Annotated in this window: 15 protein-coding genes; 8 read left to right on the forward strand and 7 right to left on the reverse strand. The window is 72.0% G+C overall.

Annotated elements, in window-relative coordinates:
- Window positions 1-11: 11 nt before the first annotated feature.
- Window positions 12-779 (reverse strand): sulfite exporter TauE/SafE family protein, encoded by a 768-nt coding sequence (locus LQ940_RS05485; protein ID WP_231242057.1) that lies wholly within the window; start codon window positions 777-779, stop codon window positions 12-14.
- On the reverse strand, window positions 776-1,474 hold the full coding sequence (locus LQ940_RS05490) for a FadR/GntR family transcriptional regulator (protein WP_231242056.1): 699 nt from the start codon (window positions 1,472-1,474) through the stop codon (window positions 776-778). Before LQ940_RS05490 ends, LQ940_RS05485 begins: the two co-directional genes overlap by 4 nt.
- A 108-nt stretch (window positions 1,475-1,582) precedes the next feature.
- Between LQ940_RS05490 and LQ940_RS05495 the strand changes: the two genes are divergently transcribed.
- The 3 genes from LQ940_RS05495 to LQ940_RS05505 are packed head-to-tail and all read left to right on the forward strand — an operon-like array spanning window position 1,583 to window position 5,555.
- Window positions 1,583-2,902: an SLC13 family permease gene (locus tag LQ940_RS05495; protein WP_231242055.1), complete on the forward strand. Its 1,320-nt coding sequence runs from the start codon at window positions 1,583-1,585 to the stop codon at window positions 2,900-2,902.
- A 32-nt stretch (window positions 2,903-2,934) separates the two neighbouring features.
- The gene (locus LQ940_RS05500) at window positions 2,935-4,107 is read left to right on the forward strand and encodes a CaiB/BaiF CoA transferase family protein (protein WP_231242054.1); all 1,173 of its coding nucleotides are present in this window, start codon (window positions 2,935-2,937) and stop codon (window positions 4,105-4,107) included.
- Window positions 4,104-5,555, forward strand: a complete 1,452-nt coding sequence (locus LQ940_RS05505) for an acetyl-CoA carboxylase carboxyltransferase subunit alpha/beta (protein ID WP_231242053.1) — start codon at window positions 4,104-4,106, stop codon at window positions 5,553-5,555. Before LQ940_RS05500 ends, LQ940_RS05505 begins: the two co-directional genes overlap by 4 nt.
- Before the next feature lie 92 nt (window positions 5,556-5,647).
- On the opposite strand, the gene ku is transcribed toward LQ940_RS05505, so the two are convergent.
- Genes ku through LQ940_RS05525 form a run of 4 tightly spaced genes read right to left on the reverse strand, consistent with a single transcriptional unit; the run spans window position 5,648 to window position 9,846 of the window.
- On the reverse strand, window positions 5,648-6,577 hold the full coding sequence (ku, locus tag LQ940_RS05510; RefSeq protein ID WP_231242052.1) for a non-homologous end joining protein Ku: 930 nt from the start codon (window positions 6,575-6,577) through the stop codon (window positions 5,648-5,650).
- Window positions 6,578-6,620: 43 nt separating this feature from the next.
- Window positions 6,621-7,574, reverse strand: coding sequence for an SDR family oxidoreductase (locus LQ940_RS05515; RefSeq protein ID WP_231242051.1), 954 nt, complete (start codon window positions 7,572-7,574; stop codon window positions 6,621-6,623).
- The gene (locus tag LQ940_RS05520) at window positions 7,571-8,521 is read right to left on the reverse strand and encodes a bile acid:sodium symporter family protein (RefSeq protein ID WP_231242050.1); all 951 of its coding nucleotides are present in this window, start codon (window positions 8,519-8,521) and stop codon (window positions 7,571-7,573) included. The genes LQ940_RS05515 and LQ940_RS05520 overlap by 4 nt, the downstream gene beginning before the upstream one ends.
- Window positions 8,518-9,846: a flavin-containing monooxygenase gene (locus LQ940_RS05525; RefSeq protein ID WP_231242049.1), complete on the reverse strand. Its 1,329-nt coding sequence runs from the start codon at window positions 9,844-9,846 to the stop codon at window positions 8,518-8,520. The genes LQ940_RS05520 and LQ940_RS05525 overlap by 4 nt, the downstream gene beginning before the upstream one ends.
- An 18-nt stretch (window positions 9,847-9,864) precedes the next feature.
- On the opposite strand from LQ940_RS05525, the gene ligD (LQ940_RS05530) reads away from it, so the two are divergent.
- The 5 genes from ligD (LQ940_RS05530) to LQ940_RS05550 all read left to right on the forward strand — a co-directional run bounded on the left by ligD (LQ940_RS05530) (window position 9,865) and on the right by LQ940_RS05550 (window position 14,301).
- Window positions 9,865-10,797, forward strand: a complete 933-nt coding sequence (gene ligD, locus LQ940_RS05530) for a non-homologous end-joining DNA ligase (protein ID WP_231242048.1) — start codon at window positions 9,865-9,867, stop codon at window positions 10,795-10,797.
- Window positions 10,798-10,816: 19 nt separating this feature from the next.
- Window positions 10,817-11,737, forward strand: a complete 921-nt coding sequence (gene ligD / locus LQ940_RS05535; RefSeq protein WP_231242047.1) for a non-homologous end-joining DNA ligase — start codon at window positions 10,817-10,819, stop codon at window positions 11,735-11,737.
- A gap of 103 nt (window positions 11,738-11,840) precedes the next feature.
- Complete coding sequence (locus LQ940_RS05540; RefSeq protein ID WP_231242046.1) at window positions 11,841-12,419, forward strand: signal peptidase I; 579 nt, start codon at window positions 11,841-11,843, stop codon at window positions 12,417-12,419.
- Window positions 12,420-12,428: 9 nt separating this feature from the next.
- Entirely contained in the window at window positions 12,429-13,118 is a 690-nt protein-coding gene (locus LQ940_RS05545; protein WP_231242045.1) for a response regulator transcription factor, read from the forward strand.
- Window positions 13,111-14,301: a histidine kinase dimerization/phospho-acceptor domain-containing protein gene (locus LQ940_RS05550; RefSeq protein ID WP_231242044.1), complete on the forward strand. Its 1,191-nt coding sequence runs from the start codon at window positions 13,111-13,113 to the stop codon at window positions 14,299-14,301. Before LQ940_RS05545 ends, LQ940_RS05550 begins: the two co-directional genes overlap by 8 nt.
- A gap of 5 nt (window positions 14,302-14,306) precedes the next feature.
- Here the strand turns inward: LQ940_RS05550 and LQ940_RS05555 are convergent, their stop codons facing one another.
- A complete protein-coding gene (locus LQ940_RS05555) occupies window positions 14,307-14,819 on the reverse strand; it encodes a MarR family winged helix-turn-helix transcriptional regulator (protein WP_231242043.1) in 513 nt (170 codons plus the stop codon).
- Between the last annotated feature and the right edge of the window lie 17 nt (window positions 14,820-14,836).

Below are 14,836 nucleotides of genomic sequence, written 5' to 3' on the forward strand. Positions count from 1 at the left end.
GGCGCAGGCGCTCAGCGCAGCATCGTGACGGTGGCGGTCACGCCGGCCGTGACGATCAGCGCCCGGAAGAGGGCCGGCGGGATCCGCCGTCCGACCCGCGCGCCGACGTACCCGCCGACCACCGAGCCGGCGGCGAGCAGCCCGACCGCCCGCCAGTCGACCTCGGCGACGAAGACGAAGATCAGCGCGGCCAGCAGGTTGCCGCACAGGATGGCCAGCGTCTTGAGCCCGTTGACGATGCGCAGCTCGAGGTCGAGCCCGAACCCCAGCACCGCCACCATCATCACCCCTGAGCCGGCACCGAAGTAGCCGCCGTACGCGCCCACCAGGCTGGAGAAGGCCGTGGTGACCGGCGACATCCGGGTGCGGTCCGGCCGCGCCTCGCCCTCCGGGTGGCGGCGGCGCAGCCCCCGGGAGATCGTCGGCTGCGCGCCGACGAGCAGGCAGGTGAAGAGGATCAGCCACGGCACCACGGACTCGAAGACCGACGAGGGCAGCGCCAGCAGCAGCACCGCCCCGACGGCGGAGCCGGCGGTGCAGGTGACGATCACCGTCGCGGTCACCCCCGGGTGCTCGCGCAGCTCGCGGCGGTAGCCGAAGGAGCCGCTCAGGCTCGCGGGCGTCATGCCCAGGGTGTTGCTGACGTTGGCGACCACGGGCGGCAGCCCCACCGCGATCAGGACCGGGAAGCTGAGCAGTGACGCGACGCCGACGGTCGAGGTGAGCACGCCCGCGCCGAGGCCGGTGACCAGGACGGCGAGCTGCTCCAGGCCGGTCACCGGGGAGGGCGCAGCAGGGCGACGTCGCTGACCATCGCGACGTGCTCGTGCATCGCCTCGGCGGCGCCGGCCGGGTCGCCGGCGCGGATCGCGTCGGCGATCGCACGGTGGCCGGCGAGCGAGTCCCGGGGCCGTCCGGGCTGGGAGAGGGACTCGATGCGGCTCTCCTTGATGAGGTCGCCGATCTCATCCATCAGTCGCGCCAGCAGCAGCGAGTGGGCGGCCGCGGTCACCGCCCCGTGGAAGCGCTCGTCGCCCTCGACACCGCGCCCCCCGGCCGCGATGTCGTCGGCCATCGCGTCCAGCGCGTCGTCGATGCGGGCGAGGTCCTCGTCGGTACGCCGGGTGGCGGCCAGCGAGGCGATCTTGGTCTCCAGCGCGTCGCGGGTCTCGATGATCTCCGGCAGCCGGTCGGCGTGCGAGCGGATCGCCTCGACGATGCGGGTCGCTCCGCCACCCCGCAGGACGGTGCCGTCGCCGTGGCGGACGGCGACCACGCCGATGACCTCCAGCGCGACCAGCGCCTGGCTCAGCGTCGCCCGGCTGACGCCCAGCCGGGTGGCGAGCTCACGCTCCGGCGGGAGCCGGTCTCCCTCACGCAGGTTGTTGTCGGCGATCCACGCCGTGATCTGCTCCGCGACCTGCTCGTAGAGCCGGGTCCGCAGCAGCCGTTGCGGGAAGACGGGTTCAGACATGACCCGATTCTATGGACATCCGGACCATTGACCTATTGGCTAGGCCACTGAGCCAGCGTGTGAGCCCGGTCACCCATGACCACGCCGCCGGCACCTCGGAGGGAAGACATGGGTCCGGAATGGGTGGCGATCCTCGCCTTGGTCGCACTGTTCGTGATCGGCACGCTCCTGCCGATCAACATGGGGGCGCTGGCGTACGTCGCCGCCTGGCTGGTCGGGATGTACTCCCTCGACCTCGACGAGAAGGAGATCCTCGCCGGGGTCAGCGGTGACCTCATCCTGACGCTGATCGGCGTCACCTATCTGTTCGCCATCGCGCGCAACAACGGGACCGTGGACCTGATCGTCAGATCCGCGGTGCGCAGCGTCGGCGGCCGGGTGGCGCTCATCCCGTGGGTGATGTTCGGCGTCACCGCGCTGCTGACCGCCATCGGCGCGGCCAGCCCCGCCGCGTGCGCGATCATCGGCCCGATCGCGCTCGGCTTCGCCGGTCGCTACCGGATCAACCCGCTGATGATGGGCATGTTCGTGGTCCACGGAGCCCAGGGCGGTGGGTTCTCGCCGATCAGCATCTACGGCACGATCACCAACTCGGTGATGGAGGACGCCGGCCTGCCCACGAGCGAGGTCACGGTCTTCCTGGCCAGCCTGGTGGTCAACACGATCATGGCGGTGATCCTGTTCGTGCTGCTCGGGGGCCGCGAGCTGATGACCCGCCGGATCGACCCCGACGAGCCGGACACCCTCGACGAGGACCTGCACCGCGGCGGCGCCACCGTGCCTGCCCGGGGCACGGGCACGTACGCCCCGACCGGCACCCAGGCCGTCGGCGTGCGTCGCGACCAGGTCCTGACCCTCGTCGCGTTCGTGGGCGTGGCCACGGTCGCGCTGGCCTTCGACAAGAACATCGGCTTCGTGGCCATCACGGCCGCGGTCATCCTCGCGATGCTCTCACCCGACGAGCACAAGGACGCGGTCAAGCAGATCGCGTGGCCCACCGTGCTGCTGGTGGCGGGAGTGAGCACCTACGCCGCCATCCTCACGGCGGCCGGCTCCCCGGAGTTCGTGGGGGAGTGGGCCGCCGGGTTCAGCGCGGCGATCATCGGCGCCCTGATCCTCTGCTACGTGGGCGGCGTCGTGTCCGCGTTCGCGTCGTCGACGGCGCTGCTGCCGATCATCATCCCGATCTCGGTGCCGCTGATCGCCGAGGGCGGCATCTCCGCGGCGATGTTCGTGGCGGCCCTGGCGGTGTCCTCGACGATCGTGGACGTGAGCCCGTTCTCCACCAACGGTGCGCTGATGCTGGCCAACCGACCCGACACGATCGAGGAGCCGGTGTACTACAAGCAGATCCTGACCTACAGCGTGATCGTGGTGATCGTCGGACCGGTGCTGGTCTGGGCCGCGCTCGTGCTGCCGAGCTGGTGACCGAACCGATGACGGAAGAGCTGAGCGAGCACATGAGCGGACCACTGGACGACATCCTCGTCGTCGACCTCACCCGGGCGCTGGCGGGGCCCCACGCGACCATGATGATGGGCGACCTGGGCGCCCGCGTGATCAAGGTGGAGGCCCCCGGGACCGGTGACGACACGCGTGGCTGGGGGCCGCCCTTCGTCGGCGACCCGGACGCTCGCGAGTCGACGTACTTCCTCTCGGCCAACCGCAACAAGGAGTCGATCGCGCTCGACCTCAAGGACGAGGGCGACCGCGACCTGCTGCTGCGCCTCGTCGACCGCGCGGACGTGCTGGTGGAGAACTTCCGCACCGGCGTCCTCGAGCGGCTCGGCCTCGGCATCGCGGACCTGCAGGCGCGCAACCCGCGCCTGGTCGTCCTGTCGATCACCGGCTTCGGCCACGACGGTCCCGAGGGCGGTCGCGCCGGTTACGACCAGATCGCGCAGGGCGAGGCCGGACTGATGTCCCTGACCGGCTCGGGACCCGACGACCCACAGCGCGGCGGCGTGCCGATCGCCGACCTGCTCTCGGGGATGTACGGCGCCTACGGCGTCCTCGCCGCGCTCCACGAGCGCGACCGCACCGGCCGGGGGACCGTCGTGCGCACCTCGCTGCTCGCCTCGGTCATCGGCGTGCACGCCTTCCAGGGCACGCGCTGGACCGTGGCCGGCGAGGTCGGCCGCGCCCAGGGCAACCATCACCCCTCCATCGCGCCCTACGGGCTCTTCCACTGCCGCGACGGCGCGGTCCAGATCGCGCTCGGCAGCGAGGGTCTGTGGCGGCGGTTCTGCGAGGGCTTCGGGCTGGACCCGGCGGCCGACGGTCTGGCCACCAACCAGGACCGGGTGGCCGCGCGGGAGCGGGTCATCGAGGTCGTCGAGGGCGTCTTCGCCGACTGGGACGCCGAGCCGCTGCTCGCGCGCCTGGCCGAGGTCGGCGTGCCGGCCGGCAAGGTCCGCACGCTCGACGAGGTCTACTCCTGGGACCAGACCGCCAGCCAGGGCCTGCTGGTCGACGTCGAGCACCCCACCCTGGGCCGGGTCACGCTGCCCGGCCCGCCCCTGCGGTTCTTCGACGCCGCCGGCGCCGAGGTGACCCGCCGCGACCACGCCTCCCCGCCGGTGCTCGACGAGCACGCCGGCTCCATCCGGGCCTGGCTCGAGGGCGGCGAGTGAGCCGCCGCTGGGGGGCCCAGGACCTGCTCGACCTGGTCCTCGACGACGGCTCGTTCGAGTCCTGGGACAGCCCGATCGACATCTCGCAGCAGCCTGAGGCCTACCGCCGCGAGCTCGCGGCGGCGGCGGAGAGGTCCGGTGCCGACGAGGCGGTCCTCACCGGCCGGGGACTGGTCCGCGGACGGCCGGTGGCCGTGGTCGCCAACGAGTTCCGGTTCCTCGGCGGATCCATCGGGCAGGCCACCGCCCGCCGGATCGCGTCCGCCGTACGACGAGCGACCGCGCAGGGTCTCCCGGTGCTGGCCACGACCAGCTCCGGCGGCACCCGCATGCAGGAAGGGACGCCCGCCTTCGTGCAGATGGTCGACATCTCGCGCGCGCTGATGGCGCACCGCGCTGCGGGGCTGCCGTACCTGGTGCAGCTGCGGCACCCCACCACCGGCGGGGTCTTCGCGTCGTGGGGCTCCCTGGGACACGTGACCGTCGCGGAGCCGGGCGCGCTGGTGGGCTTCCTCGGCCCGCGCGTCTATGAGGGGCTCACCGGCGAGCCGTTCCCCGAGGGGGTGCAGACCGCGGAGAACCTCGCCGCCAAGGGCATCATCGACGCCGTCGTGTCCCCCGAGGAGCTGCCCGCACTGGTCGACCTTGCCCTCGCCGTCCTGGTCGACCCGCCCGGACCGGCCACGCTGCCGCGGCGCGAGGACCGGGCAGCCGAGCGCCGCATCCCCGTCTGGGAGTCGATCACCCGCACGCGCGCCGAGGACCGCGCCGGCGTACGCGACCTGCTGCGCCACGGCGCGAACGGGACGCTGCGGCTGCGCGGCACCGACGAGGGGGAGTTCGACGACACGGTCTTCCTCGCGCTGACCCGCATCGACGGCCAGCCCTGCGTCCTGGTCGGCCAGGACCGCACCCGCCAGACTCCCGAGCAGGCGATGGGACCTGGCGCCCTGCGCGAGGCGCGACGCGCGATGAGCCTGGCCGAGGAGCTGCGGCTGCCGCTCGTGACGATCATCGACACCCCCGGGGCGGAGCTGTCGCAGCGAGCCGAGGAGGGCGCCATCGCCGGCGAGATCGCCCGCTGCATCGGCACCCTCGCGACGATGACCGTGCCGACCCTCTCGGTCCTGCTCGGCCAGGGCTGCGGCGGCGGCGCGCTCGCGCTGCTCCCCGCCGACACCGTCATCGCCGCCGAGCACGCCTGGCTCTCCCCGCTCCCGCCCGAGGGCGCCAGCGTGATCGTGCACGGCGACCCCCACCACGCCGACGAGATGGCGCAGGCGCAGCGGGTGGGCGCCGCGGAGCTGCTGGCCGACGGCACGGTCCAACGGGTCGTCCCCGAGCACGATGGCGAGCCTGCCCAGGACCTCGCCATCGCCGTCGCCGCCGAGATCGGCGCCCAGCTCCGCCGCATGACCGCCCCACCAGACGATCACCCCGCCCGCTGACCCGTCACTCACTGCACGCGATCCCCGCTGACCCGTCACAAAGTTTCTGACGGGTCAGCGGGGAATCCGGTGAATTGCTGACGGGTCGGCGTTCAGCTGGCCTTCTTGGCCGGGGTCTTCTTGGCGGCGGTCTTCTTCGTGGTGCTCTTCTTGGCGGCCGACTTCTTGGCCGGGGTCTTCTTGGCGTTGGTCTTCTTGTCGCCGGCCTTCTTCGCGGGGGCGGACTTCTTCGCGGGGGCGGCGTCCTCGCCACGGGAGGTCTTGGCGGCGTCGACCGAGCGCTGGAGCGCCGCGAGGAGGTCGACGACCTCGCCGGAGGACTTGGTCGAGGTGGCGGTCCGCTTCACCTCGCCGCCCTCGATCTTGGCCTTCACGAGCGCCTCGACCGCCTCGGCGTAGTCGTCCTCGAACTCCGCCGGGTCGAAGTCGCCGGCCAGCGTCTCGACCAGCATGTTGGCCATCTTCACCTCGTTGGCCTTGACCTCGCCGCCGTCGATGTTGAAGTCCGGCGTCCGGATCTCGTCGGGCCACATCATCGTCTGGAGCACGATCACGTCGTCGCGCACCCGCAGTACGGCGACCGACGTGCGCTGCCGCAGCGCGACGGTGACCACGGCCATCCGGTCGGCGTCGAGCAGCGCCTGGCGCAGCAGGGCGTAGGGCTTGGCGCCGGACTTCTCCGGCTCGAGGTAGTAGGACTTCTCGAACATCATCGGGTCGATCTGCTCGGTCGGGACGAACTTCTCGACCGCGATCTCGCGCGAGGAGGTCAGTGGCAGCTCGGCGAGGTCGTCGTCGCTGAGGATGACCATCTCGCCGTCCTCGGTCTCGTAGCCCTTGGCGATGTCGGCGTACGCCACCTCCTCGCCGTCGATCGAGCAGACCCGCTGGTACTTGATCCGCCCGCCGTCCTTCGCGTGGACCTGACGGAACGACACGTCATGCGACTCGGTGGCGGAGTAGAGCTTGACCGGCACGTTGACCAGTCCGAAGGACACCGCACCCTTCCAGATCGCGCGCATGCTCAAACCTCTCTCGTCGCTGACGTCGCATCAGTATCCGCGGTTACGACCCGCGACGCATCCGCCACTCATCGAAGGCCTCGCGACTCGTCCGCGTCGGCCGGTACCCGAACCGCTCCTTGAGCCGACTGTTGTCGAGCACCGGGCGGTACTGCAGGAAGAGCGTCTGCTCCGGTCCGTACGGCGTGAGGCCCAGCCGGCTGCCCACGGCGAGGGCGGCTCGCAGCACGGGCTCGGGGACGACCAGCGTCGGCTTGCCCAGCAGCGCGGCGATCTCGTCGATGGTGAGCGCCCCGTCGCCGGCGACGTTGAAGATCCCGGTCGCCTCACCGGTGACGGCGCGCTCGATGACCGCGACCACGTCGGTGTCCCAGATGAACACGAACGGGGAGTCCGCGCCGCGGATCTTGAGCAGCCGCGGCCGCTCGAAGAGCGCGGTGATCTGGTTGTCCACCGAGGCGCCCAGGATCGTCCCGATCCGGAGCACGACCTGCTCGAGCTCCGGGTGCTCCGCCCGGGCGGCGGCCAGCAGCTCCTCGACCAGCCGCTTGTGGTGGCTGTAGGCGAACTGCTCGTTGCCGCGCACCGGGTCGTCCTCGGTGAGCCAGCCGCCGTGGGCCGCGCCGTTGTCGGCGTGGTAGCCGTAGGCGGCGCCGCTGGAGGAGACCACGAGCCGGCGCACGCCGTGGGCCACGCACGCGTCGATCACGTGCCGCGAGCCGTCGACGTCCACGGCGTACTCCAGTGCCCGGGTGGACCCCTTGCCCGGGGTGACGATCGAGGCCAGGTGGACCACGACCTCGGGGGCCGCCGCGGCGATGCCCGCGTCGACCGCGGCGCGGTCGGTCACGTCCATCACGACGTGCTGCACCCCTGGCGCCGGGGTGGCCGGCAGCCGGAGGTCGGCGCTCGTGACCGTGTGGCCCGCGGCGCCCAGGCCGCGCACGACCGAGGAGCCGAGGAATCCGCCGCCGCCGGTGACCAGGACCGACGTCATGCGGCCACCTGCTCCCCGGACGGGCCCGACGGGCCGGACGGCGAGGGCGCCACGCCACGGACCCGGCGCCAGGTCGCGGCGACGGCCAGCCCCGCGATGATGTCCCAGATGCCCCACCACGCCGCGACCAGGGCCATGCCGCCGAGGCCGTCGAAGTAGGTGAAGACGAGCAGCAGGCCGAGCCCCGCGTTGCGGATGCCGACCTCGAACGTCATGGCGCGGACGCTGGCGTCGGGCAACCGGGTGGCGCGGCCGATGCCGTAGCCCAGGAGCAGCGACAACGCGTCGTGGAGGAACACCGCCAGCAGGACGATGCCGATGTAGTCCACGAAGATGTCCCAGTTGCGCGCGACCCCGATGACGATGATCGCGGCGAGACCGACGTAGGAGATCGGGCCGACGACCCGGTGGCCGGCGGCGGCCACCCGCGGCCACAGTCGCGCGATCGCGATGCCGGCGATGAACGGCACGCCGATGACCAGGCCGATCTCGAGCAGCATGTCGACGGCGCTGAGGTCGATCTCGGCGAGCAGCTTCTCGCCGGTGGGGTGCAGGCCGCCCCAGAACGCCATGTTGAGCGGCATTAGGAAGATCGCGAGCAGGTTGCTGACGGCGGTCATCGACACCGAGAGCGCGACGTCGCCGCCGGCGCGGTGGGTCAGGATGTTGGAGACGTTGCCGGGCGGGCAGCAGGCCACGAGGATCAGCCCGAGCGCCACCGAGCCGCGCAGGTCCAGCACCAGCGTCAGCACGAACGTGATCGCGGGCAGCAGCAGGAACTGCGCGACGACGCCGATGGCGATCACGCCCGGACGGCGCAGCGCCGCCGCGAAGTCCTCGGCCTTGGTGTCGAGCGCGATACCGAAGAGGATCAGCCCGATCACGATCTTCAGCGTCGTCAGCGAGCTCTCCTCGAAGACGATCCGTACGTTGTCGACGTCGGTCATGACAGCCCCTCGATCTCGGCGCGCACCGCGGAGCGGTAGGCGTCCTTGTTGACGTAGTAGGACATGCGTTCCAACCCGAGGTAGCGGTAGCCGCCCGAGAGGTCCGGGCGGGGGCCGGCCACGCGCGCCTCGAGCGCGCGGGCGGCGTCGGGGGCGTCGCGGCGTGCGCGCAGGTACGACGCCACGAGCTCGGCCTGCTCGTAGCGGCCCTGCCAGCCGATGCCGGACGCCTCGATCATGCCGAGCACGAACAGGTCGCGGTCGGCCTGGGTGAAGATGTTCAGGTACAGGTCCGGAGCGCTGCCGCGGCCGCGCCAGCGCAGCAGCGCGGGGTCGAGGAACGGGTAGTGCAGGTGGTAGCCCGTGGCCAGCACGACCAGGTCGTACGGCGAGCGGGTGCCGTCGCGGAAGGCGACGCCGTCGCCGTCGAGCCGCTCGACGTCGGGCCGCACCCGCAGGTCCCCGTGACCGAGGTGGTGCAGCACCAGCGTGTTCACGATCGGGTGCGACTCGTAGATCCGGTAGTCCGGCTTCGGGAAGCCGAACCGGGTCGGGTCGCCGGTGAACATCCGCAGCACCCGGGTGTCCACGGCCTGCTTGATCCGGGCCGGTAGCGGACGGCCCTGGTTGAGGGTGTCGGCCGGCTTGCCGAAGAGGTACTTGGGGACGAAGTAGTAGCCGCGGCGCACCGACAGGTCGACCGACGCGGCGTGGTGCACGGCGTCCACCGCGATGTCGCAGCCGGAGTTGCCGGCGCCGATGATCAGCACCCGCTTGCCGGCGAAGATCGTCGGGCTCTTGTAGGCGCTGGTGTGCAGCACCTCGCCGTCGAACTCGCCCTCGAAGTCCGGCACCGACGGCTCGCTGAGGGTGCCGTTGGCGACGAGCACGCCGGCGTGCCGGTGCTCGGTGCGCTGTCGCCCGTCCTGGCCGTCCTGCTCGACGGTGACCGTCCAGCCGCCGTCGGGGTGCGGGGCCGCGGCCACGACCTCCGCTCCGAAGCGGAAGCCGGACGTCAGGTCATGGGTGTCGGCGAAGGCGCGGAAGTAGGCCAGCAGCTCGCGGTGGGAGGGGTAGTCGGCGACGTCCTCGCCCATCGGGAACTCGGCGAACTCCGTGGTCCGCTTCGAGGAGATCAGGTGGGCCGACTCGTACACGGTGCTGCGTGGACCGTCGATGTCCCACAGTCCGCCGACCCCCTGCGCCAGCTCGTAGCCACTCCAGGGGACGCCGGCGCGCTGCAGGTTGCGGGCCGCGGCGAGTCCGGACGGGCCGGCGCCGATCACGGCATAGGTGCGTTGGTCAGTCGAGATTGGCGGCTCCACGGGAGGCATGATGTCGCTATGCGTCCCATGCTCGCCACCAAGGGTGTCCACGTGCCGTCCGGAGACGAGTGGTCCCACGAGGTGAAGTGGGACGGGGTGCGCATCCTCGCCGACACCGCCGACGGGCGCACCCGCATGTGGAGCCGGAACGAGAACGACGTCACCGTGGCCTGGCCAGAGCTGAGCGACTCGCCGCTGGACGGACGCGACCTGCTCGTCGACGGCGAGGTGATCGCCCTGAACGCCCGTGGGCTCCCCGACTTCCGGGTCCTGCAGGACCGCATGCACAACCGCAACGCCACGACCGCCCGGCGCCTGAGCCATGAGGTGCCCGCGACGTTCATGGTCTTCGACCTGCTGCGCCTCGACGGGACCGACCTCACCGACCAGCCGCTGGACCGCCGACGCGAGCTCCTCGCCGGCCTGGACCTGGCCGACTCGACGTGGCAGGTGCCGGCGGCGTACGACGACGGCCCGATGCTCTTCGACGCCACCCTTCAGCAGGGTCTCGAGGGCATCGTCAGCAAGCGCCGGTCCTCGCGCTACACCTTCGGCGCCCGCTCGCCGCACTGGCTGAAGTTCGCCCATCGGCACCGGCTGTCCTACGTCGTGGGCGGGTGGCGACCGCAGGAGGGCACGACCGACCGGCTCGCCGCGCTGCTGGTCGGCGAGCCGACCGCCGACGGGCTGCTCTACCGCGGCCGCGTCGGCAGCGGCATCGGCGGCAAGGTGGGGGCGATGCTGGGCGAGCTGCTCAAGCCCCTGGAGCGACCCGACAGCCCGTTCGCCGACGAGGTGCCGCGCGTCGACGCACGAGGCACCCACTGGGTCCAGCCGCGCATCGTCGTGGACGTCGACACCCACGGCACCGGCTACGACCGCCTCCGGCAGCCGTCCTACCAGGGCGTGCGCCACGACCTCGACGCCGAGACCCTGGGAGCGAACCCGTGAGACGGATCGAGGTGGGCCGATGAGTCCCAAGAAGGAGACCTACGACAAGCAGCAGGTGCTGGTGGACGTCGAGGGCCGCACCCTCAAGATCAGCAGCCTGGACAAGGTCCTCTACCCCCGTACCGGCACGACCAAGGGCGAGGTGCTCAACTACTACGCCCAGGTCGCGCCGGTGCTGCTGCCGCACCTGGCCGACCGGGCGGTGACCCGGATCCGGTGGCCACACGGCGTCGAGGACATGAGCTTCTTCGAGAAGAACACCCCTCCCGGCACCCCGTCGTGGGTGCGTACGGTCACGGTGCCGACGACCGGCAGCCGCTCGGGCAAGGGGGACGGGGTCATCACCTTTCCCATCGTGGAGGACCTGGCCACGCTCACCTGGCTGGTCAACCTGGCCGCGCTCGAGCTGCACGTCCACCAGTGGACCGTCGGTCGCAACGGCCGGCCCCGCAACGCCGACCGCCTGGTGATCGACCTGGACCCGGGGGAGCCGGCGGGGCTGCACGAGTGCTGCCAGGTCGCGCTGATGGTGCGCGAGAGCCTCGCCGGGCGCGGCCTGCACGGCAAGCCCGTCACCAGCGGCAGCAAGGGCCTGCACCTGTACGCCGACCTGCCGAAGCGGCTGCCGAGCGACGACTCGACGGCGCTCGCCAAGGAGGTGGCCGAGGAGCTCCAGCGCGAGCACCCGCAACTGGTGACCGCGACGATGACCAAGTCCAAGCGCGGCGGCAAGGTGTTCCTCGACTGGTCGCAGAACGCCGGCTCCAAGACCACGATCTCGCCGTACTCCCTGCGCGGGAAGGAGCGGCCCTACGTCGCCACCCCCGTGTCGTGGGACGAGGTCGAGGCCGGCGCCGAGGACCCGGAAGGCCTGGGCCAGTTCCGGCTCGACCAGGTGCTGGCGCGCCTCGCGGAGCACGGCGACCTGTTCTCCTCCTGAGCGCTGTTACCGAACGGTGGACACCGCGTTCCCCGCACGTGGCGGGCGACGCCGTAGCGTCCGAGGGTCCTCGTGGTCAGCCACGCGGGGACGGGAGGCCCCGATGGAGATCGCTCCGACGCCCGCGCGACGCCGGCGGAGGTCGCGCGCCCGGGGGTGGCTCCTGCTGGCGGTCCTCGCGCCCGTGACCATGCTGTCGCTGGTCCCCACGATGCTGGGCCTGCAGCGCTACGTGGTCGCCCAGGACTCCATGTCCGGCGGCATCTCGCGCGGATCCGTGGTGCTCGAGCGCGTGGTTCCGGTCAGCGACCTGGAGGTCGGCGACGTCATCACCTACCGACCGCCCCCCACCGCGGACGAGAAGGGTCTCGTGACCCACCGGATCGTCCACATCGACGGCTCCCACCTGCGGACCAAGGGCGACGCCCTCGAGGAGCCCGACCCCTGGCTCGTGCCGGTCGAGAACGCGTCGCTGCCGCACGTCGTGCTCGCGATCCCGTTCGTCGGCTACCCGTTCGTCGGCACCGTCGCGAGGGAGACCTGGCTGGCCGTGCTGCTCGCGCCGACGAGCGTCCTCGCCCTGCTCGCGCTCCGCGGCGCCTGGCGGCACCGCCGCGCCGACCCCGCTCCGTCCCCCGGCATTCTTCAGTCCCGGGGACCAACAGCCACTCAGCCCCTATGATGCACGACTGTGGCCCACCGAGTGCTTGTCGTCGAGGACGAGGAGGACATCGCCATCCCCCTGGTCCGCACGCTGGAGCGCGAGGGATACGACGTCCTGTGGGTCGACAGCGGGCAGAAGGCGCTCGATGAGCTGCACTCGCGCCCGGCCGACGTGGTCATCTTGGACCTCGGGCTGCCCGACATGGACGGCCTCGAGGTCTGCCGCGCCGCCCGCGATGGCGGCTACACGGGAGCGATCATGATCGTGACCGCGCGAGCCGGCGAGCTCGACCGGGTCGTCGGGCTCGACTACGGCGCCGACGACTACCTCGCCAAGCCGTTCGGCCTGGCCGAGCTGCAGGCCCGGGTCCGGGCACTGATCCGTCGCACGGCGGGCGCCACCGGCGACCCCGCCGACGAGGGCGGGCTGCGCATCGACGTCGCGGCCCGGCGGGTCTACGCCGGCGACGACGAGGTGCCGCTCACCGGCAAGGAGTTCGACGTCCTGAGCATCCTGGCCGCGCACCGCGACAAGGTGGTCTCGCGCGGGAGGCTCATGGCCGACGTGTGGGACGAGAACTGGTACGGCTCGACCAAGACGCTCGACGTGACGATCGGGCGGCTTCGCCAGAAGCTCGAGGGCGTCGGGGTCTCGGAGCGGGTGGTCGCTGTTCGGGGCGTGGGTTTCCGCCTCGAGGGCAGCACCCCCGATGCGTAGGCGACTGACCCTCGCGTTCCTGCTCGTCACCCTGTCGATGATCCTGCTCGCGGGGATCGTGCGCGCGGTCACGCTGGACGGCATGCTGCGCGAGCGCGAGGGCGAGCACCTCTTCCGCGAGGCCACCACCCTCGCGTCGGTCATCGAGGCCAACGACGAGCTCGCGCGCCCGGTCGACCGAGCGTTCCTGGAGGACTTCGTCGGTCCGGACACCGAGATCGTCTACGCCCCGGCCGACGGACCGAGGGCCGTGGTCACCGGGCCGGACTTCCGCGACGGGGACGACGGCATCACGTCCACGATCAGCCTCGACGGCGGCAAGGTCACCGTGCGCCAGTCGGCCGGGGCCATCCAGAACCTCTGGGGACGCGACTCGTGGTCGGTCGTCGCGCTCTTCGCCGTCACCGGGCTTGGCTCGGCGCTGATCGGGTTCGTCATCTCCGGCTCGCTCGCCGCGCCGTTCCAGAAGCTGGCGGTCGCCGCCAGCGCCCTCGGCCGTGGCCGCTTCGACCTCGACCTGCCGCCCAGCCGGGTGCCCGAGGCCCGGGCGATCACCGAGGCACTGCGCTCCAGCGCGACCGCGCTGCGCGAGCGGCTGACGCGTGAGCAGCAGTTCGCGCTGCACGCCTCCCACGTGCTGCGCACCCCGCTCACGACCCTGCGCCTGGAGCTCGAGGAGATGACCCTCGACGAGGACCTGCCGGCCACGGCGCGGGCCGCCGCGCAGCGCTGCATGACGGCCGTCGACGACGTCACGCTCGTCGCCTCGGACCTCGTCGACCTGTCCCGCCGCGGCCTCATCGGGGGTGCCCAGGTCCCCCTGCGCGAGCTCGCCACGTCCTGCGCGCAGCACTGGTCCGACGAGCTGGACGAGTACGACCGGCGCCTCACGGCGGCGGTCGAGGGCGACCTCGACCTCACGTTCACCCCCGGGCCCGTGGAGCAGGTTCTCGACCTGCTCCTGCGCGACCGCGTCGCCCACGGGCTGGGCGACACCCGGCTGGTCCTCGAGGGCGACCCTCGGGGTCACCTGCGCCTCCTGGTCCGCGGTGCCCGTCGGCCCGACGCCGACGACGAGCTGCTCGACGAGGCGCGCGCGGTGATCGAGGCCCTGGGTGGGCGCCTGGAGGCGGTCCGCGGCGAGGGCCACCCCGACCAGGTCGTGCTCCTGCCGCGACGCTGACCCGGTCAGTCGTGGGCGGGCTGACGTATCTCCATCTCGGGGTGGCCCGCGATCAGGTGGTCGGTCACGGCGTTCATGACCCGGCCCAGGGCGGCGAAGTCGTCGGCGTCGACCAGGTCGACGAGGTGGTCGCGGACCCCGTTGACGTGGGTGGGCGCGCTGTTCTCCAGGAGCAGCATGCCGCGGTCGGTCAGCCGGGCGACCACGCCTCGCCCGTCCTCCGGCGAGCTGTAGCGCTCGACGAGGTCGGCCCGCTCCATCCGCTTGATGGTGTGGGTCACCCGGCTGCGGCTGTGCGCGAGGGCAGCGGCGAGCTGGGCCATGCGCAGCTGGCCGCCGTTCTCGGACAGGCGCACCAGGATCTCGTACTCCGCGAGCGACAGGTCGTGGCGACGGCGCAGGTCGTCGTCGAGCCGGTCCATCAGCAGCGTGGAGCCCAGCACCAGCGCGCGCCACGAGCGCTGCTGCGACTCGTCGAGCCAGTGGGTCTCGCGGGCCGGTCCGCCGATGTCGCTCACCCGAGCAGTCTAGGGCG

Origin of the sequence: Nocardioides sp. cx-173, assembly GCF_021117365.1 — a bacterium.
GTDB lineage: Bacteria > Actinomycetota > Actinomycetes > Propionibacteriales > Nocardioidaceae > Nocardioides.